Source organism: Priestia endophytica DSM 13796 (assembly GCF_900115845.1).
Taxonomy (GTDB): Bacteria; Bacillota; Bacilli; order Bacillales; family Bacillaceae_H; genus Bacillus_I; species Bacillus_I endophytica.
In genome coordinates, this window is record NZ_FOXX01000001.1 from 653,948 (window position 1) to 673,693 (window position 19,746).

Below are 19,746 nucleotides of genomic sequence, written 5' to 3' on the forward strand. Positions count from 1 at the left end.
TCTAAGCTATTCGGTTAAAGGGGAGTCTTGTATTATAGGAAGAAAGCCTTCACTTTATTCCACTATTTACTACATTATTGTAATAAAAAATATTTTTTCTCCATAAAATTAACCGAAAATTCAATACGTATAGTCTTTCAACAATTCTATCTTATTTAAAAAACATTGTCTAATCTAAAACATTGTCTCTTCCTTATTGTGAGCCTTTCTTATAGAGAACATGTAAAAACATCTTCTCTTATTTTCAGAAAAACAGGCTTTATCCTTTTAGGGACAAAGCCTGTTTTTTTACATTGATTCACGTTTTGGAAGTGACACATCTTCTTCACGATTCAAAAGAGGGTGAGCCGTTTTAACTAATGTTAGAGCTAGAACTTCTTTAATGTGGGTAACAGGGATAATTTCAATCCCCTTTATTTCTTCTAAAAGTGAGTTCATGTTTTCCTTTGGAATAATGACTGTTTCGACTCCTGCCTGCTTTGCGGCTTTCACTTTTGCTACAACGCCACCAATTGGCTTTACTTTCCCGTGAAGACCAATTTCTCCTGTCATTGCTATCGTATGCTTAACAGGGACATTGTAAATGGCCGAATAGATTCCCGTAGCCATCGCAATACCAGCTGAAGGACCATCAATAGGAATTCCTCCCGGAAAGTTTACATGAATATCGTATTCACTTTCTTCCATACCCATTGTACGGAGAACAGTAATAACATTTTCAATGGAACTTCTCGCCATACTTTTGCGACGGATCGATTTTCCGCTTCCCCCAATGCTTTCTTCTTCTACAATTCCTGTAATATTGATTTTTCCTTTATCTTTGCTTTTTAGTGCCGTCACTTCAATGTCTAACAAAGCACCAGAATTTGGACCGTACACTGCAAGTCCATTCACAATTCCAACTTGCTCTTTTTGCCCTATCTTTGGATCAAGGCGTGGGGACATTTGACTTGAATGAATAACCCATTCCATATCGCTATCTTCAATTTCTTTCTTATCAGCAGAAATAGCCACCCCTGCTGCAATTTGAATCATATTAACAGCTTCACGCCCGTTTCTTGCATATGTAGCTAGTAGCGATAAGGAATATTCACTAATTGGCATCCCAACTTTATCTGCGGCCTTTTTGGCTACAGTTTCAACTTCACTTTTTTCAAGTTCTCTAAAGAAAATCTCTAAACAGCGAGAACGTATTGCCGGAGGAATCTCATCAGGAGTTCTAGTTGTTGCTCCAACTAGACGAAAGTCAGCCGGTAATCCATTTTGAAAGATATCATGGATATGTGTTGGAATTTGATTATTTTCTTCACTATAATACGCACTTTCTAAAAAGACTTTTCGATCTTCCAGCACTTTTAGCATTTTATTCATTTGAATTGAATGAAGTTCCCCAATCTCATCAATGAACAACATACCTCCGTGAGCGTGTGTAACGGCTCCTTGTTTTGGTTGAGGAATCCCCGCTTGTCCCATCGCCCCTGCTCCTTGATAAATGGGGTCATGAACAGAACCAATAAGAGGATCTGCAATTCCCCGCTCGTCAAAACGTGCTGTTGTGGCATCAAGTTCAACGAAAACAGCATCTTGCTTGAACGGTGACTTTATATTCTTTTTTGCTTCTTCTAATACGAGACGAGCCGCAGCCGTTTTCCCCACTCCAGGAGGACCATATATAATAACATGCTGTGGATTTGGACCGCATAGTGCAGCTTTCAGTGAACGAATGCCGTCTTCTTGACCAACAATGTCTTTAAAAGTAGCAGGTCTTACTCGTTCTGCTAGCGGTTCTGTTAAAGAAATAGAGCGGAGTCTCCTTAACTGTTCCATTTCTTTTTTGGATTCCCGATCAATGGACACTTTTTGTGTACGTTGATTGCGCAATAAGCTCCAAAAGTACAGCCCAATAATAATGCCAAAAAACAGCTGTACAAGGATAATGATATTTGTCCAACTCATAAAGTGACCTCCTGCATGTTTTGTAAGTTTACATGCTAGTATCTCCTTGTCAAAGTTGGAATAAACCGTTTAAATTGAAAAAAAGAAGAGGAATTCCAAATGAGTTGGAATTCCTCTTCTTCGTTTTAGAACAGAAAAGTAAGCTAAAAAGCTTTCTTCTCTTTATTAAGCTGATGTTTTGCTACCTTTTTGAACTGTTGAACCATCCTTTAAAACAAGTTTTGGCTCAGCTTCTTCACGAACAGCTTCACCTGTAATGACACATTTATCAATGTCTTCACGTGAAGGAAGGTCAAACATTACATCAAGCATTAAGCCTTCAATAATTGAACGAAGTCCACGAGCACCTGTTTTACGTTCAATTGCTTTGCGAGCAATTTCTTTCAATGCTTCATCTTCGAACTCAAGGTTAACATGATCAAGTTCAAGCATTTTTTGATACTGCTTAACAAGAGCATTTTTCGGCTTTGTTAAAATTTCAACTAGCGCGCCTTCATCAAGTTGTTCAAGACTTGCAATAACTGGAAGACGACCGATAAATTCTGGAATTAATCCAAATTTCAGTAAATCTTCTGGCAATACGCTTGTTAGAAGATCTTTTTGTTCTGCTTCAGGTTTTTTCGCTTCAGAACCGAATCCAATAACTTTCTTGCCTAAACGACGCTTAATAATTGGTTCAATTCCGTCAAATGCACCACCACAGATGAAAAGGATATTTGTTGTATCAATTTGAATGAACTCTTGGTGTGGATGCTTACGGCCACCTTGTGGTGGAACGCTCGCAACTGTGCCTTCTAAGATTTTAAGAAGAGCTTGTTGTACACCTTCACCAGATACGTCCCGTGTAATTGATGGATTTTCTGATTTACGAGCTACTTTATCAATTTCATCGATATAGATGATTCCTTTTTCAGCACGCTCAACGTCATAGTCAGCTGCTTGGATAAGTTTTAGTAAGATGTTTTCTACATCTTCCCCTACATATCCAGCTTCTGTTAATGATGTTGCATCAGCAATTGCAAATGGAACATTTAAAATACGAGCAAGCGTTTGTGCTAGAAGTGTTTTACCACTTCCTGTTGGACCAATCATTGCAATATTACTTTTAGCAAGTTCGATGTCATCAATCTTGCTATTTGAATTTACTCGTTTATAGTGATTGTAAACGGCTACAGATAAAGAACGTTTCGCAGCATCTTGGCCGATTACATATTCGTCTAAAATATCGCAAATCTCTTTCGGTTTTGGAACATCTTTGAACTCTACTTCTTCTTCCGTGCCTAGCTCTTCTTCCACGATTTCAGTACAAAGTTCAATACATTCGTCACAAATGTAAACTCCAGGACCTGCAACAAGCTTACGAACTTGGTCTTGTGTTTTACCACAGAAAGAGCATTTTAGTTGTCCCTTTTCTTCGTTAAACTTAAACATCGTGTCACCCCTTATATTGTTTAATAAACACACCTTCCAGCTTCCGAGCCTTCTGCGCTATGTACGCACTGTAACACACGTGTGAGTAAAATGCGAGAAATAAGTTTTAAGAAGCCTAAAGAACAAACAGAAGGATAAACCCATTTCTTAGCTGACTAAAAGACAACTTTTGCTGCTAGTGAGAGTTTTTACTGCATTTTACCATAAAACTCTGCAGTTTGAATACAAAAACACTCGTTATGTAAGTAATTATTAGACTTTCCTAATCAGACCTCTGATATGTAGCATGTTGATAATTTTGTTAACGTTATGATATGCGTATGGATTCCTTCTTATTGCTAAAAGTTCTTTAAAAGGGTCTTTATTTTTATAAAGCAAGGCACGAGAAAATCGTGCCTTGCTTTTACTTACTTCTTATTATGCAACAGTTTTGCTGTTTTCTACAAGGAAATCGATCGCTTTACGGATTTGAAGATCTTGTTTTAAACCTTCAGTTGATCCACCAAGCATGTTTTTGATGTTTTCAGCAGGCATGTTGTAGCTTTCAGCCATTGTATTGATTTCTTTTTCTACTTCTTCGTCTGATACTTCAAGGTTTTCAGCTTTTGCGATTGCTTCTAATGTTAAGTTCATTTTTACGCGTTTTTCAGCATCAGCTTTCATTTGCTCACGAAGAGCTTGTTCATCTTGACCAGAGAATTGGTAGTAAAGGTCAAGGTTTAAACCTTGCATTTGAAGACGTTGTTCGAATTCTTGCATCATGCGACCAAGTTCTGTTTCGAACATTGCTTCTGGAATGTCAACTTCTGCATTGTCTGCAGCTTTTTCTACTAACGTATCACGAACAGTTGCTTCTGCTTCGTTTTTCTTTTGCTCAGCAAGATTTTCTTTTGTTTTGTCTTTAAGTTGTTGAAGTGATTCAACTTCTTCATCAACGTCTTTAGCAAACTCATCATCAAGCTCTGGAAGTTCTTTTGCTTTGATTTCGTGAACTTTCACTTTGAAAGTTGCTTCTTTACCAGCTAAATCTTCAGCATGGTACTCTTCTGGGAACGTTACTTTAACGTCTTTTTCTGCTCCAGCTTCAAGACCAACTAATTGCTCTTCAAAGCCAGGAATGAATGAACCAGAACCGATTTCAAGTGAATAGTTTTCACCTTTTCCACCTTCAAATGCTTCGTCATTAACGAAACCTTCGAAATCGATAACAGCTGTATCGCCTTCTTCAATTTTTCCTTCTTCTTTCACTACAAGCTCAGCTTGGCGTTCTTGAAGAGTTTTGATTTCAGCATCTACATCTTCATCAGTAACTTCTGTATCCACTTTTTCTACTTCAAGACCTTTGTAGTCTCCAAGTTTCACTTCTGGTTTTACAGTTACGTTTGCTTTAAAGATTAATGCTTGACCTTTACCAATTTGGTCAACATCGATTTCTGGGCGATCTACAGGCTCAATTCCTGTTTCTTCGATCGCGCTTCCGTATGCTTCTGGTAAAATGATATCTAAAGCATCTTGATAAAGAGATTCAACACCAAAGCGTTGTTCGAAAAGACTACGAGGTACTTTTCCTTTACGGAATCCAGGAATGTTTACCTGTTTCACAACTTTTTGGAATGCTTTATCAAGTGCAGCATTGAATTGGTCAGCTTCAACTTCAACAGTTAAAACTCCTAGATTTCCTTCTTGTTTTTCCCATTTTGCAGACATGTATGTTTCCCTCCAAAGCTTATTTTCATTTCATTAAAGTAGACAGTAGGCTGTCTATTCCTCACTGTCTAGCGAATATCCTACAGAATGTATGGTAGGAACTTTCAAAAGTTTAAATCTATACGTTAAATAGATGTACACTTTACGACCACTATATTATACCATAGGATATTATGGTTTCAACATTATTCTACCGTTGTGTAGGTTTCCACTTCTTTCAAATGATTCATAATCTTTTTCAAGTCCAGTTCATTTACATTATAAAGCTCCATTACTTCTTCCTTTGCGGTCTCAACGTTGCCAATCTCTAGAAGAAGCAAATGAAGGCCACATGCCCAGAGATCTTCTTTATCTGTCGGAATAAACGGAAAAACCACAAAAAGATATCGTTTCCAGACATCTGTAACCATCTGATACAATGTCGGATTATGGTGAAAAAGTTCATCTTCAAGTCTCTTTTCTACTTCTCCAATAAAAGGATGACGGAGCAAGTTCTCTAAATCTTTTGTATCATATGTATTTTGATGTGAAAACTTTTGTACCTTCCACTTTCCTTGAACCTTTTGATTCACAATTTCATTTAACAAAGCACTTTTCACATATGGATGAACACTGCTGTGTATTAAAGCTTCATTAAGCTCTTTTTCAAAGTAGGCAAGGTTCATTCCTTTAATCTCTTGAAGAAGCAAAAGTTGTTTTTCTTCCTTATATAATGAAAGGTTTGGGAAAACTTCAGATTGTGCAGTATTTGTCGTTGTCTCTGCGCCGTTCATTTGAGCCTCACAAAACGACATTAAATGTTTGAAGTGTTGGGCATATGGGGTAGGAACATCCTGTTCTTGTAAAAGAGCTTCAACAAAAGAAAAAGCTTCTGCATAGTCACTTTGTTGAACAAGGATTGTTAAATAAATTTGTAAAACTTCATAATAATTGTCCGTAGCTCCATGAAGAAGCTTCTTACAATATGACTTAGCTTCTGTTAAGTTCCCCATTTCAAAAAAGCATACAACTGCACCGTACTGCATTTGCTCATTCTCTTCTTCAAGTTCTAATCCTTGCAAGAAAAGCGATAGCGCAGCTTGAAAATCTTCTTCCTTCATTAAAGAAGTGGCTTTTTCAATTAATCGCTCTGTTAAATTAGGAAACAAAATCATTTTGTCTTCATCAGGTGATTTCATGGATCTATCCATTCCTCGCTTTATAAAATTTATTCCGTTACATAGAAGTGATAAGCAGTTGCTTATCACTTCATTTAAGCTAGTTCTACTTTTTGTTTATTTTACAGTAGAAAGCGTTACTTTATGTAACAGTGTAGCAAGGAACAATAAAAAGAACAAATGAAAGCTGTTTAACGACTTTCTTCAAAAGCTGAAATTTTCTCTTCAAGTAAAAGCGTATGGTCAATCTCATCCCAACCGTTAATCAACATCTTCTTCCAGTGAGAGTCAATGTCAAACGCTGCTTTAAACCCTTTATTATCGTAGATTGTTTGCTGTTCTAAATCAACTGTACACGTATAGTCCGCATTGTTAGATTCCTCAAGTAAATACTCTGTTTCTTCTACTGTAAGTGGAATTGGTACAATACCGTTTTTTAAACAGTTTTGATAAAAGATATCAGCAAAAGACGGGGCTACGACTACTTTATATCCATAATCAAGAAGGGCCCATGGTGCGTGCTCACGGGAAGATCCGCATCCAAAGTTTTCATGAGAAACTAAAATGCTTGTTCCTTCATTATGTGGCTGGTTAAGCTCAAAGTCTGGATTTAAAGAACCGTCTCGGTTGTAACGCCAGTCAAAGAAAGCAAACTGTCCAAAACCACTGCGTTCAATACGTTTTAAAAATTGTTTAGGAATAATTTGATCTGTATCAACGTTTGCTCGATTAAGACCAGCTACTTTTCCTTCATGTGTTGTAAATGGGTTCATCGTTTTCTCCTCCTTATACTAATGCTTCTTCTCTTAGATTTCTCACGTCAACAAAACGACCATGAAGAGCTGCGGCAGCTGCCATTTCAGGGCTGACTAAGTGTGTTCTTGCATTCTTACCTTGACGACCTTCAAAGTTACGGTTTGATGTTGAAGCACAGTGCTCTCCTTCTGGAACAAGGTCTGGGTTCATACCTAAGCACATGCTACAGCCTGACTCTCTCCATTCAAAACCTGCCTCTTTAAAAACCTTATCTAATCCCTCTTGTTCTGCTGCTTCCTTTACTTTTTGTGATCCAGGGACAACAATTGCCGTAACCTGATCAGACACTTTCTTTCCTTTAATAAGGTTTGCAGCCTGTCTTAAATCTGACAAGCGAGAGTTCGTACAGGAGCCGATAAAAACGTGCTGAACCGGAATATCTGTAATTGGCATACCTGGTGTTAATCCCATATATTCAAGAGCTCTTCTTAAGTTTTCACGTTCATTTTCATTTGCAACCTCTTCAAGCTTCGGTACGTTGCCTGTTACAAACGAGCTCATTGCTGGGTTTGTTCCCCATGTTACAACAGGTTCAAGGCTTGGTGCATCAAGCTCAATTGTGTCATCATATACTGCTCCTTCATCAGAAGCTAATGAAAGCCACTCTTCGGCTACCTTTTCAAACTCTTCTCCTTCTGGGCAATATGGACGTCCACGAAGATATTCAACCGTTGTTTCATCAGGACTAATTAAACCTGCTTTTGCTCCAGCTTCAATGGACATATTGCAGATTGTCATACGCTCTTCCATTGAAAGCCCCTTAATTGCTTCTCCAGTGAATTCAATAATATAACCTGTACCAAAACGAACGCCGTATTTTTGAATAATAGCTAAAATAATATCTTTTGCAGATACAGCTGCTGGTTTTGGTCCTTTCACATGGACGTTAAGCGTTTTAGGTTTCTTTTGCCATAAAGATTGGGTTGCTAAAACGTGCTCAACTTCACTTGTTCCAATACCAAAGGCAAGAGCTCCAAATGCTCCATGTGTTGAGGTATGACTATCTCCACATACAATTGTTTTACCTGGCTGTGTTAAGCCAAGCTCTGGACCAATAACGTGAACAATTCCTTGGTCTTTACTTTTTAAATCGGCAAGACGAATACCGAACTCTTTACAGTTAGAAGCTAGCGTATCAATTTGCTTTTTCGCAATTTCATCTGTAATGTTGAAACGATTGACAGTTGGGACATTATGATCCATTGTGGCAAATGTTCGCTCAGGGCGACGCACCTTGCGTCCTGTTAATCTTAATCCCTCAAAAGCTTGTGGGGAAGTAACTTCGTGGATTAAATGTAGATCGATATAAAGAAGAGCTGGATTGTTTCCTTCTTGATGTACAACATGGTTATTCCAAACTTTATCAATAATCGTTTGTGGTGTCATAATTTTCATCTCCTTAACATCTTTTTGAAAAACGTTTCCTACTATAATGGTAGGAAACGTTTTATAAAAGATTATTCTTTTTAATTTGCTACTGGGGCTTGAATTGCCTCAATAATGACTTCGACCATTTTGTCTGTTGAGACACTTTCTTCACCATCTGCAATATCAGATGTTCGATAGCCTTGTGCTAACACGCTCTCAACAGCATCTTCAATTTTGTCTGCTTCTTGATGAAGGTCAAATGAATGACGAAGAAGCATTGCTGCAGATAAAATAGCGGCAATTGGATTTGCTTTATTTTGGCCTGCAATATCAGGAGCTGAACCATGGACAGGTTCATAAATTGAAGCTCCATCACTCGAAAGACTAGCTGATGGTAACATTCCTAGTGAACCAGCAAGCATTGAAGCTTCATCACTCAAAATGTCGCCAAACAGATTTTCTGTTACAAGAACATCAAAATGTTTTGGATTACGAATAAGCTGCATTGCTGCTGCATCGACAAGCATATGTTCAAGCTTTACATCTTCATAATCTTTTGCGACCTCTTCTGCGACTTCTCTCCACAAACGACTTGATTCAAGCACGTTTGCTTTATCCACTGATGTTACACGACCATTTCTCTTTTGAGCCATTTCAAAAGCACTGCGTAAAATACGCTCAATTTCGCTACGTTTATAAAAGAGCGTATCAACTACTGCTTCTTCTCCATCTCGCTCAACTCTTTCACTCGGACGGCCAAAGTATAAGCCACCTGTTAGCTCTCTTACAATCATGCAGTCTACGCCTTCTACGTACTCACGCTTCAATGGTGAGCTGTCTGCTAGAGCCCCTTGAACTGTCACAGGACGAAGATTTGCATAAACATCAAGCTCTTTTCTAATTTTTAACAACCCTTGTTCAGGACGAAGATGGCGTGGAATACTGTTCCACTTTTCGCCCCCAACTGCGCCTAGCAAAATAGCATCAGAGTTTTTACAAAGAGTAATTGTCTCATCTGGAAGTGGAACACCTTGTTGATCAATAGCTTCCCCTCCGATTAGCCCGTATTCAAAGTGAAACTCATGATCAAACCGATCAGCAATCACCTTTAATACATTTACTGCTCCTGCTGTTACTTCTTTTCCAACACCGTCTCCTTGCAAAACAGCGATTGTCTTTTTCACGGCAGTTCCTCCCTTCCTGTTCCTACATTACTTCTTGTTTTGTTTCTTTTCGATATTCTTGAATCGCAATCATGCGATTAATTGCATTTAAGTAAGCTTTTGCAGATGATTCTAATACGTCATATGCAAGACCACGTCCGCTTGCTTCAACACCGTTTCCTTCAATTTTAACGAAAACTTCTGCAAGAGCATCAGGTCCGCCATTGATAGATTGAAGACGATAGTCAAGCAGTTTTAATTCACTATCAATACATCGGTTAAGAGTATTATAGATGGCTTCAACACTTCCGCTTCCTGTTGCAGCTTCCTGAACAGATTCCCCATCATTCTTCGTCAGCGTAATCGTAGCTGTTGGGATGTTGTGGCTTCCATATTGTACTTGCAGTGAATCTAGTTTATAAAGTTCATCACTGTTCACTGTTTTTTGTAGTACAAGAGAGAACAAGTCATCATCTGTTACATCTTTCTTCTTATCCGCTAAGTCTTTGAACTTTTCGAACAAGCTATCAATCTGGTTATCTTGTAGCGTAAAGCCAAGATCCATCAGATGTGTTCTAAATGCATGACGGCCAGAATGTTTGCCAAGTACTACTTCTTTTTGCTGTACGCCAACAAGCTCTGGAGAAATAATCTCGTACGTTGAACGATTTTTCAAGAAGCCATCTTGGTGAATACCAGATTCATGTGCAAAAGCATTTCGACCAACAACAGCTTTGTTAGCAGGAATAGCCATCCCTGTCAGCTTACTTACCAAATCACTTGTGCGTTTCGTCTCAGAAAGCGTAATATTAGTATAAGATTGATAGAAATCTTTACGTGTATGAAGAGCAACTGCTACTTCTTCAATTGCTGCATTTCCAGCTCTTTCACCAATCCCATTAATTGCTCCCTCAATTTGTGTAGCACCATTCTCAACGGCAGCTAATGAATTGGCAACTGCCATTCCTAAATCATCGTGACAGTGTGTTGAAAGATCTACTTTATGGATGTTTGGTACGTTTTCTTTTAAATATGAAAACATTGCTCCATATTCTTTCGGTGTTGTATAACCAACTGTATCAGGAAGGTTAACAACGTTTGCTCCTGCTTTAATAACTTTCTCTGTAATATGAGCCAAAAACGGAAGCTCACTTCTAGAAGCATCTTCAGCTGACCACTGAATAACAGGGAAGAATTTCGAAGCATATTTCACCATCTCAATGGCAATCTCAACAATTTCTTCTGGCTTCTTATTAAACTTGTAAGCCATATGGATAGGAGAGGTTGCAATAAAAACATGCAACCTTGGCTCCTCACTGCCCTTTAGTGCTTCCCAAGCTGTGTCAATATCACTTTTCACAGCTCGAGCTAGCCCTGTTACAGAACAACCTTTAATTGTATTAGCAATCTCGCGAACAGATTGAAAGTCACCTTTCGAAGCAGCTGGAAAACCAGCCTCAATAATATCAACACCGTATTTCTCTAGCTGGCGAGCAATTTCCATTTTTTCTTGGAAGTTTAAATTTACGCCTGGTGACTGCTCTCCGTCTCGAAGTGTTGTATCAAAGATTTTAATTTTGTTCACTTGTCATCACCGCTTCTTTTCGTTTTTGTGATTGCTTAACAAATGGCATCATATCACGAAGTTTTGCGCCAACCTCCTCGATGAGATGTTCGTTTTCACGACGATTTGTTGAGTTAAATACAGCACGGTTTGATTGATTTTCTAGGATCCACTCTCTTGCAAATTTACCAGATTGAATGTCTTCAAGAACTTTTTTCATTTCACCTTTTACACGCTCATCAACAATACGTGGTCCTGTTACAAAGTCACCCCATTGTGCTGTATCAGAGATTGAGTAGCGCATACCTTCTAATCCACCTTCATACATAAGGTCAACAATTAGTTTTAACTCATGTAGACACTCGAAGTATGCTACTTCTGGTTGGTATCCAGCTTCTACTAGTGTTTCAAATCCAGCTTTTACAAGAGCTGTTAGCCCTCCGCAAAGAACAGCTTGCTCACCGAAAAGATCTGTTTCTGTTTCTTCTTGGAACGTTGTTTCAAGAACGCCTGCACGAGCAGCTCCAATTCCTTTTGCATATGCAAGAGCTACGTCTTTTGCTTGACCTGTTACATCTTGCCAAACTGCAATTAACCCAGGAACTCCAGCGCCTTCTGTATACGTACGACGAACAAGATGACCAGGTCCTTTTGGTGCAGCAAGAGCTACGTCTACATAGCTTGGTGGTACGATTTGAGTGAAGTGAACATTAAATCCATGAGCAAAAAATAGGCTTTGTCCTTCACGTAATACTGGAGCAATTTCTTCATTATATACTTTTGGTTGAAGTTCATCTGGAAGAAGAATCATGATTAAATCAGCTTGATCTGCTGCTTCTCTTACAGAGTAAACGTTAAAGCCATCTTCAACTGCTTGATCCCATGATTTCCCTTGGCGTAAACCAATAACTACGTCAATACCGCTGTCGCGTAAGTTTTGTGCATGTGCATGGCCTTGTGAACCATACCCGATGATTGCTACTTTTTTACCTTGTAATAATTGATCGTTTGCGTCTCCATTGTAATAAACTTTAGTCATTTGAAATCTCTCCTCTAATTTTTATATTTTGTATAGTAATCATTAATAGATTTATACATTACAAGATTGATGTAACTTTTTCTGACGAAGAAGTTTTTTGCGTTCCTCGTTTTAAGGCGATTGTCCCTGTTCTTGTTACTTCTTTTACGCCGTATGGCTTCAAGAGATCAATAATCGCTTCGATTTTTTCAGATGTTCCTGTTGCTTGAATAATGACACTGTCACGGCTCACATCAATAATCGTGGCCCTGAAAGGCTCAATTAAAGCGTACATCTCGTTTCGCATTGCTACTGGAGATGTTACTTTAATGAGAGCAAGCTCTCTTGCAACAGCAGCTTGATTTGTAATGTCATGTACTTTTAGCACATCAATTTGCTTGTGCAGCTGCTTTGTTACTTGTTCTGCTGCTTTATCATCTTCAACATGAACCACAAATGTCATCCGTGAAATGTCACTTGTTTCGGTATGCCCAACAGAAATACTCTCAATATTGAAATTTCTTTTTGTAAATAACCCTGTAATACGATTTAATACACCAGCTCTGTTTAATACAGTTGTTGTAATGATTCTTTTCATGGTTTCACACCTACCATTTCATGAAGTCCTTTTCCAGGCGCTACCATTGGATAAACATTCTCGCCAGGAGCAATATGAATGTTTAATACAGCTGGTTCATCGTGTGAAAAAGCTTCTTGCAATACTTTTGCCGCTTCTTCCTCTGTTGATGCTTCGTAACCTTTAATATCATAAGCTTCAGCAAGTTTTACAATGTTTGGCTGATTCGGAATAAGCGAGTGTGAATATCTTTCCTCGTAAAAGATTTCCTGCCACTGTCTTACCATTCCTAGTGATTTGTTATTTAAAATAATGACTTTTACAGGAAGGTTTAATTCACGAATTACACCAAGTTCCTGTAGCGTCATTTGAAAACCACCATCACCTAGAAAAGCAACAACCGTTGTATCTTTTTCTGCAAGCTGTGCTCCAATTGCTGCTGGTAATCCGAAGCCCATTGTTCCAAGACCACCTGAAGTTACAAGACGATTTGGTTTTTTAAATGGATAAAACTGTGCCGCCCACATCTGATGCTGACCAACATCTGTTGTAACAATAGCATCGCCATTCGTTATTTCATGAACCATTTCGATTACTTTTTGTGGTTTTAGATCATCTTTACTTTCTTCATACCAAAGTGGATTCTCAATTTGTCGTTCCCTCAAACAGGCAAACCATTCTGTGTAATCGCCTTTTTTCCCCTGCTGTGCAAGCAGTTCTTGCAGAACAGCTTTAGCGTCGCCAACAATTGGGATTTTCGTTGGCACATTTTTTCCAATTTCAGCTGGATCAATATCGATATGAGCAACCGTTGCATTTGGAGCGAAATGATTTAAGTTTCCTGTTACACGGTCATCAAATCGTGCTCCAATGCTAATGAGTAAGTCACTTTCATAGATTGCCATGTTCGCTGTATAGTTCCCATGCATTCCGGCCCAACCAAGACTTAACTTATGATCAAAAGGGAAACCTCCTAAACCAAGCAACGTATGAATTACAGGTAATTCATACTTTTCTGCAAATTCTAACAATTCTTGATTTGCTCTTGCATGTAAAACTCCTGCACCAGCTAAGATAACGGGCTTTTTCGCAGATTCAATTGCGTCCAATAGCTTTCTCACTTGAAAAGCATTTGGTTCATATGTTGGTTGATAACCAGGTAAATTAAGTGGTTCATCTTCTTCCATTTGAGCTATAGCTGTATTCATGTCTTTTGGAATGTCAATGAGCACTGGCCCTGGTCGACCTGTTGTCGCAATATGGAAGGCTTCTTTCACAATTCTTGGAAAGTCTTTTGGATCTCGCACTTGATAGCTGTACTTTGTAATTGGCATTGTGATTCCCAACACGTCTGCTTCTTGGAAAGCATCCGATCCAATTACAGTCGAAGCAACTTGCCCTGTGAAAACAACGAGCGGTAATGAATCGATCATTGCATCCGCAAGCCCTGTCACAATATTTGTTGCCCCAGGTCCTGATGTTGCAATTACAACTCCTGGTTTTCCGGATACTCTTGCATATCCTTCAGCAGCATGAATTCCTCCTTGCTCATGTTTTGCTAAAACGTGAAAGAGACCAGAATCGTAAAGTTTGTCGTATAGAGGAAGTACTGCACCACCAGGATATCCAAAAAGAACTTCCACATTTTCTTTTTTTAAGGCTTCAATAAGCAGTTCTGCACCCGTCATTTCTGCTTTTAAGCTTACTGGTTCTTGCATTCTCATGTCGGCTCCCACTTTTCCCCATCCTTTCCAAACAATAATTGAATTTTAAAGTTTTAGATAAAATAAAAAAGCCTTTTCATCCCCAATATAAGCCTTCCCTACAAGGCTTAAGGGGCGAAAAGACTTTACTTTACGCGGTACCACCCTTATTTACAGCAAATTTGCGCTGCCTCATGAATGCTTCTTTCAAGCATTCGTTTTAATAACGAGTGTCTGTGTGTCAACCACCCGGTTAGCCTTACTCTAACTATTTCAGACTAACACTCTGAGGTGAGTTCATCTTAAGTAAATCTACCGGCTTCCAGCTACCCCGGCTCTCTGTGAAAGATTCTCTCTTAAGATTACTTATCCTCTTCGTCGCTTTATATATGTTAGTTTTCAATTCGCCAACTATTAAGCTAATTGAAAACTTTCTGAATTCTTTATTTGAACTATATACTACGCCCTATTTTAAGAAGCGTCAAGGTGTTTTCATGAATTTTTTTCACACCTTTTCTACCGATCAACCATTGTATCCGTTTACATTACTGTGCTATTAGTAATCTTAATTTTTAAAAATATCTTATAAATCCTTTGTTTTAATTGATAAAACCAGTGCATATTTACCATATTTTTATTTTTTATGTCTCTAATTGGTAAAAAAAGCTCGACATTTCAATATAACTAAGATATATATTTTTATAAATGCTTACCGAATATGTCTTAAAAATAGTAAGTAACCACTCTTATTAAGAAGAGTGGTTTGCATTGCATTCTTAATGCTTTCGCCTCTCCATGAACACTAACAGAAACTTAGAAAAGAAAATACCTTCTCAATTTTTTCTCACCATATGCGGAGTTTACCTTTTCATATAGCTTTTATTTGTTTTCTTCATAGGGATTATAAGATTCTTTCTGCTTCATCTCGTTTCTAAGCGATGTATCATGCATAATCCTTAATATAGGGCGGCTACCAAGTAAAACACTTCCACAGATATAGAGTAATTTTCCATATATAGATGTGGCGGTGAATAAATTAAGCACACTCCCTACTACAAAAAATAAACCAATTAAAAGATCATTTACTGTAGTGATAAGTTTATAGCGTTTATGAAAGTAAATCCGAAATCGCCCTGCCTTTATATCTAAGTAATCTTCAGTGTGTTTCACCTTTGGTCTAGGCACTTATTTCCCTCCTATTTTTTATGATTTTAGTATATTTATTACCACCAAAAAAAAGAGGGAAAACTAAAAATTCCAGCAAAACCACTGTGAGAAAATGATTTCAATTTGCTGAAAAAAGTTAAACTCTTGCTAAGATAAAAAGCAGCGGATTTCCTCTTTCTCATTTTTCTGCTCCTTGTCTCTCTTTTATCTCACAGTAAAATCCTCCATATCAAAATTGATATGGAGGATTTATTATCCCTTCAACAAAGAGAATTAACTGTTGTTATTCTCACGATTCTCACGATTGGCTTTTCCACCTTTTTCACCAATCTCTTGATAGAATTCTTTATCATGATTTTGTGATGTAGCTTTTCCACCTTTTTCTCCAATTTCTTGGAAGAACTCTTTATCATGATTCTGGGCTGTCTTTTCTCCGCCTTTACGCCCTGCTTCTTCATAAGACATTTTATTGTTGCTGTTATTTTGATTGTTCTTTTGATTATCTGCCATTTGTAACGCCTCCTCTATAGATTAAAAATATTTAATATTTTTATATCACTATAATGTTGCGTACTTATTAGCTATTTTGAGAATTGTTGTTGTCACGATTGTCACGATTAGCTTTTCCGCCTTTTTCACCAATCTCTTGATAAAATTCTTTATCATGATTTTCCTTTGTGGCTTTTCCACCTTTTTCACCGATCTCTTGGAAAAACTCTTTATCATGATTTTGGGCTGTCTTTTCTCCGCCTTTGCGACCTGCTTCTTCATAAGACATTTTGTTATTATTGTTGTTGTTATTTTGATTATTGTTTTTGTCTGCCATTTGTAACGCCTCCTCTATAGATTAAAGATACTTAATATTTTATATCACTATAATGTTGCGTACTTATTAGCTATTTTGAGAATTGTTGTCACGATTGTCACGATTAGCTTTTCCGCCTTTTTCACCAATCTCTTGGAAAAACTCTTTATCATGATTTTGGGCTGTCTTTTCTCCGCCTTTGCGACCTGCTTCTTCATAAGACATTTTGTTATTATTGTTGTTGTTATTTTGATTATTGTTTTTGTCTGCCATTTGTAATTCCTCCCTATTAATTGTTATATGATAGTTCGATATTTTTCAAATAAATAAACAGAATATTTTGTTTTTTTGACATAATGTGATAGAATTACTTTAACCTTTTCTAATAACAGCTAATCTTTTTAAGATCTGAAGATTAGTTGTTATTTTTATTATTGTCGCGATTGGCTTTTCCACCTTTTTCACCAATTTCTTGATAAAATTCTTTATCATGATTTTCCTTTGTAGCTTGTCCACCTTTTTCACCAATCTCTTGGTAAAATTCTTTGTCGTGATTCTGTGCTGTTTTTTCTCCGCCTTTACGACCCGCTTCTTCGTAAGACATTTTGTTATTGTTGCTATTCTTATTGTTGTTATTGTTGTCTGCCATTTGTAATTCCTCCCTTTATTTTTCTTCAAAATGTAGTAGTTTCTCACTTATCTTTGTTGTACCCACTGTTTTTATTGTTAAACGGGATATTTAGTTTAATTTGTTTTTTTAATAATTTTTAGAAAATCAATTGTTGTTGTCGCTGTTTGCTTTCCCGCCCTTTTCACCGATTTCTTTATAAAACTCTTTGCTATGGTTTTCTCTTGTAGCTTGTCCACCTTTTTCACCAATCTCTTGGTAAAATTCTTTATCATGATTTTGTGCTGTTTTCTCTCCGCCTTTGCGACCTGCTTCTTCATAAGACATTTTGTTATTGTTGTTTTTGTCTGCCATTTGTAATTCCTCCTTTTGTTTCTTTCAATTCTTTTACTATTTTCTTACTTATTTGTTTTGTACCCGATGCAACATCCAGTAAACAAAAAATTACACTTTCATCCGATAGTCCTGAATCTTAGAAAATCCGCACAAAAAAAGCACTTTTTTACTAGTCGTTAATAACTAATAAAAAAGTGCTTTTTGCGTTTTAAAAACAAGTAGACATCCCAGGAGAGATTCGAACTCCCGACCGACGCCTTAGAAGGGCGTTGCTCTATCCAGCTGAGCTACTGGGACATATTATAGTATGTATTGAACTCTTAAGACAAGTTTTATTATACTCTCTAAAAAATATAAAGTCAACCATTATTTTAAATTTTTAGAGAGAGAAAAATTAATTATTTCTCTCCCTAATTATACTATAAAGAAAACGAATTTGTTAAGTCTTTTACTTCATTTCCTTCGTGATCGTAAAAATTTACAGTTGCCTTATTTTCTTCATAATGGAGGATGGCATACGTACGCTCTTTTCTTCGATTCGGTAGGCGAATACTCCCTGGATTAATAAATAACGTCTGATCAATCTTCTCGGCTCCTGCAATATGAGAATGTCCAAAGCAGACAACTTTAGCATCCCGCTCTTTAGCTCGGTATGTTAAATTCATAAGCGTCATTTTCACATTATATAGATGACCATGTGTTACATAAAGAAGATCTTCTCCTATATTTAACGTTTCTTCATTCTCATATCGTTCGTCATAATCACAATTTCCGCGTACAGCAAGAAATCCTTCCATTTCACTTGAATCTGCTTGAAGTTCAGAATCCCCACAGTGAACCAAAGCATCGACATCTTTGTGACGATTTTTAATTGTATGCAGTTCCTCTGTTAGGCTATGACTATCGCTTACGATAAGCACACGCATGTTTTCTCTCCTCCTCTACAATATTCCATCTATTACTCCTTCTAGCTTTTGAAGTGCCTTTGCTCGATGACTTATTTTATTTTTTTCTTCTTTTGGGAGTTCTGCAAGCGTTTTTTGAAGAGAGGGTACATAAAATATTGGATCATAACCAAATCCCTGCTCCCCTACTCTTTCATGCGTAATAATGCCTTCGCAATTCCCTCTCACAACAACGGTATCTTTTCCTGGCAAAGCAAGTGCTAGGGCACATTGAAAACGTGCTGTTCGCTCTGAATCAGGTATACCTTCTAATTTTTCTAATACTTTATCAATGTTTTTCTCATCACTTTTTTCAAGTCCTGCATAGCGTGCTGAATATACTCCTGGTTCTCCGTTTAAAGCATCAACTTCAAGTCCAGAGTCGTCAGCAACAACAGGACAATCCAATAATTTTGAAATCTCTTCAGCTTTTAAAATCGCATTTTCTTCAAAGGTTACGCCTGTTTCCTCAACATCAAGGTCTCCTTCTAAATCGAGAAGAGATTGCACAGTGTAGCCTTTCTTTTCGAAAAGAGCAGCAAATTCGGCCACTTTTCCTTTATTTTTTGTAGCAATTAAAATTTTTTTCATACCTCTTCACCTTCACTTTCTAGAAGATGTGAAAACTCACTTAACGCTTCTTTCTGTACTGCAACAAGATCAGAAATTCCTTTTGAAGCAAGTTCAAGCATTTCATCAAACTGCTCTTTTGAAAAAGTTGCTTCTTCTCCTGTTCCTTGAAGCTCTACAAATTGGCCTTTGCTTGTCATAACAATATTCATATCAACCTCAATATTGGAATCTTCTTCATAGTTTAAATCTAAAATTGTTCCATGTTCAACGTCAACTCCAACAGACGTCGCCGCTAAATAATCACGGATTGGATAATTGGTAAGTTTCTCTTCTTCAACAGCTCGTCCAAGGGCTAAAGCCATTGCCACAAACGCACCTGTAATCGAAGCTGTTCTTGTTCCACCATCTGCTTGAATAACGTCACAGTCAAGCCACACTGTACGCTCGCCTAATTTTTCTAAATCGACGACCGCTCGCAAAGCTCGTCCAATTAAACGCTGTATTTCCATTGTACGACCTGAGACTTTTCCTTTTGAGGATTCACGGATATTGCGCTGATTTGTTGCTCGTGGAAGCATAGCATACTCCGCATTAATCCATCCTTTTCCTTTTCCTCTCATAAAAGGAGGTACTCTATCATCAATTGTAGCTGAACAAATTACTTTCGTATCGCCAACGCTAATAAGTACAGACCCTTCTGGATGCTTTATGTAATCTTTCTCAATTTTAACTTCTCTTATTTCGTCTTTCGCCCTTCCGTCAATACGCAAGATGTTTCCTCCTTTAAAATCTATGTAAAAGGGTAATCCCCTTCAAAATTAAAAAGTAAAAGA

Annotated in this window: 15 protein-coding genes, 1 tRNA gene, 5 pseudogenes and 1 other annotated feature; all 21 genes and pseudogenes read right to left on the bottom strand. The window is 37.6% G+C overall.

Going from position 1 to position 19,746, the window contains the following annotated elements:
• Positions 1–288: 288 nt before the first annotated feature.
• The 21 genes and pseudogenes from lonB to rph all read right to left on the bottom strand — a co-directional run bounded on the left by lonB (position 289) and on the right by rph (position 19,683).
• Positions 289–1,956, bottom strand: a complete 1,668-nt coding sequence (lonB, locus tag BM012_RS03375; RefSeq protein WP_061802126.1) for an ATP-dependent protease LonB — start codon at positions 1,954–1,956, stop codon at positions 289–291.
• A gap of 165 nt (positions 1,957–2,121) precedes the next feature.
• The gene (clpX, locus tag BM012_RS03380; protein WP_061802127.1) at positions 2,122–3,387 is read right to left on the bottom strand and encodes an ATP-dependent protease ATP-binding subunit ClpX; all 1,266 of its coding nucleotides are present in this window, start codon (positions 3,385–3,387) and stop codon (positions 2,122–2,124) included.
• A 417-nt stretch (positions 3,388–3,804) separates the two neighbouring features.
• Positions 3,805–5,094: a trigger factor gene (gene tig, locus BM012_RS03385; RefSeq protein ID WP_061802128.1), complete on the bottom strand. Its 1,290-nt coding sequence runs from the start codon at positions 5,092–5,094 to the stop codon at positions 3,805–3,807.
• A gap of 185 nt (positions 5,095–5,279) precedes the next feature.
• The gene (locus BM012_RS03390; protein ID WP_061802129.1) at positions 5,280–6,272 is read right to left on the bottom strand and encodes a tetratricopeptide repeat protein; all 993 of its coding nucleotides are present in this window, start codon (positions 6,270–6,272) and stop codon (positions 5,280–5,282) included.
• A gap of 170 nt (positions 6,273–6,442) precedes the next feature.
• The gene (gene leuD, locus BM012_RS03395) at positions 6,443–7,024 is read right to left on the bottom strand and encodes a 3-isopropylmalate dehydratase small subunit (RefSeq protein WP_061802130.1); all 582 of its coding nucleotides are present in this window, start codon (positions 7,022–7,024) and stop codon (positions 6,443–6,445) included.
• Positions 7,025–7,037: 13 nt separating this feature from the next.
• The gene (leuC, locus tag BM012_RS03400; RefSeq protein WP_061802131.1) at positions 7,038–8,453 is read right to left on the bottom strand and encodes a 3-isopropylmalate dehydratase large subunit; all 1,416 of its coding nucleotides are present in this window, start codon (positions 8,451–8,453) and stop codon (positions 7,038–7,040) included.
• A gap of 80 nt (positions 8,454–8,533) precedes the next feature.
• On the bottom strand, positions 8,534–9,619 hold the full coding sequence (gene leuB / locus BM012_RS03405) for a 3-isopropylmalate dehydrogenase (protein ID WP_061802132.1): 1,086 nt from the start codon (positions 9,617–9,619) through the stop codon (positions 8,534–8,536).
• 22 nt (positions 9,620–9,641) lie between these two features.
• Complete coding sequence (locus BM012_RS03410; protein ID WP_061802133.1) at positions 9,642–11,183, bottom strand: 2-isopropylmalate synthase; 1,542 nt, start codon at positions 11,181–11,183, stop codon at positions 9,642–9,644.
• A complete protein-coding gene (gene ilvC, locus BM012_RS03415; protein ID WP_061802134.1) occupies positions 11,170–12,201 on the bottom strand; it encodes a ketol-acid reductoisomerase in 1,032 nt (343 codons plus the stop codon). The genes BM012_RS03410 and ilvC overlap by 14 nt, the downstream gene beginning before the upstream one ends.
• A gap of 58 nt (positions 12,202–12,259) precedes the next feature.
• Positions 12,260–12,778 carry an acetolactate synthase small subunit gene (gene ilvN / locus BM012_RS03420; RefSeq protein ID WP_019391293.1) on the bottom strand — a complete coding sequence of 173 codons (519 nt, stop codon included), beginning with the start codon at positions 12,776–12,778 and terminating at the stop codon, positions 12,260–12,262.
• Complete coding sequence (gene ilvB, locus BM012_RS03425; protein ID WP_206765286.1) at positions 12,775–14,481, bottom strand: acetolactate synthase large subunit; 1,707 nt, start codon at positions 14,479–14,481, stop codon at positions 12,775–12,777. Before ilvB ends, ilvN begins: the two co-directional genes overlap by 4 nt.
• Before the next feature lie 107 nt (positions 14,482–14,588).
• Positions 14,589–14,848 (bottom strand) — a binding site (T-box leader).
• A 491-nt stretch (positions 14,849–15,339) separates the two neighbouring features.
• Entirely contained in the window at positions 15,340–15,645 is a 306-nt protein-coding gene (locus tag BM012_RS03430; RefSeq protein WP_061802136.1) for a YrhK family protein, read from the bottom strand.
• 270 nt (positions 15,646–15,915) lie between these two features.
• Positions 15,916–16,137, bottom strand: a pseudogene (locus BM012_RS27330) (KGG domain-containing protein); the annotation flags it as partial.
• Positions 16,138–16,228: 91 nt separating this feature from the next.
• Positions 16,229–16,453 (bottom strand): annotated as a pseudogene (locus BM012_RS27335) (KGG domain-containing protein); the annotation flags it as partial.
• Positions 16,454–16,540: 87 nt separating this feature from the next.
• Positions 16,541–16,705: pseudogene (locus tag BM012_RS27155) on the bottom strand (KGG domain-containing protein); the annotation flags it as partial.
• A gap of 157 nt (positions 16,706–16,862) precedes the next feature.
• Positions 16,863–17,081, bottom strand: a pseudogene (locus BM012_RS26665) (KGG domain-containing protein); the annotation flags it as partial.
• Positions 17,082–17,210: 129 nt separating this feature from the next.
• Positions 17,211–17,414 (bottom strand): annotated as a pseudogene (locus BM012_RS26670) (KGG domain-containing protein); the annotation flags it as partial.
• A 205-nt stretch (positions 17,415–17,619) separates the two neighbouring features.
• Positions 17,620–17,693, bottom strand: a tRNA-Arg gene (locus BM012_RS03450).
• Positions 17,694–17,815: 122 nt separating this feature from the next.
• On the bottom strand, positions 17,816–18,322 hold the full coding sequence (locus tag BM012_RS03455; protein WP_061802142.1) for a metallophosphoesterase family protein: 507 nt from the start codon (positions 18,320–18,322) through the stop codon (positions 17,816–17,818).
• A 15-nt stretch (positions 18,323–18,337) separates the two neighbouring features.
• Positions 18,338–18,931 carry an XTP/dITP diphosphatase gene (locus BM012_RS03460; protein ID WP_061802143.1) on the bottom strand — a complete coding sequence of 198 codons (594 nt, stop codon included), beginning with the start codon at positions 18,929–18,931 and terminating at the stop codon, positions 18,338–18,340.
• Positions 18,928–19,683, bottom strand: coding sequence for a ribonuclease PH (gene rph, locus BM012_RS03465; RefSeq protein ID WP_061802144.1), 756 nt, complete (start codon positions 19,681–19,683; stop codon positions 18,928–18,930). Before rph ends, BM012_RS03460 begins: the two co-directional genes overlap by 4 nt.
• Positions 19,684–19,746: the final 63 nt, after the last annotated feature.

Bases quoted from the DNA above. Each gene is read 5' to 3' on its own strand.
- lonB (WP_061802126.1), bottom strand. From the start codon at position 1,956: ATGAGTTGGACAAATATCATTATCCTTGTACAGCTGTTTTTTGGCATT.
- clpX (WP_061802127.1), bottom strand. From the start codon at position 3,387: ATGTTTAAGTTTAACGAAGAAAAGGGACAACTAAAATGCTCTTTCTGT.
- tig (WP_061802128.1), bottom strand. From the start codon at position 5,094: ATGTCTGCAAAATGGGAAAAACAAGAAGGAAATCTAGGAGTTTTAACT.
- BM012_RS03390 (WP_061802129.1), bottom strand. From the start codon at position 6,272: ATGAAATCACCTGATGAAGACAAAATGATTTTGTTTCCTAATTTAACA.
- leuD (WP_061802130.1), bottom strand. From the start codon at position 7,024: ATGAACCCATTTACAACACATGAAGGAAAAGTAGCTGGTCTTAATCGA.
- leuC (WP_061802131.1), bottom strand. From the start codon at position 8,453: ATGACACCACAAACGATTATTGATAAAGTTTGGAATAACCATGTTGTA.
- ilvC (WP_061802134.1), bottom strand. From the start codon at position 12,201: ATGACTAAAGTTTATTACAATGGAGACGCAAACGATCAATTATTACAA.
- ilvN (WP_019391293.1), bottom strand. From the start codon at position 12,778: ATGAAAAGAATCATTACAACAACTGTATTAAACAGAGCTGGTGTATTA.
- ilvB (WP_206765286.1), bottom strand. From the start codon at position 14,481: ATGAGAATGCAAGAACCAGTAAGCTTAAAAGCAGAAATGACGGGTGCA.
- BM012_RS03455 (WP_061802142.1), bottom strand. From the start codon at position 18,322: ATGCGTGTGCTTATCGTAAGCGATAGTCATAGCCTAACAGAGGAACTG.
- BM012_RS03460 (WP_061802143.1), bottom strand. From the start codon at position 18,931: ATGAAAAAAATTTTAATTGCTACAAAAAATAAAGGAAAAGTGGCCGAA.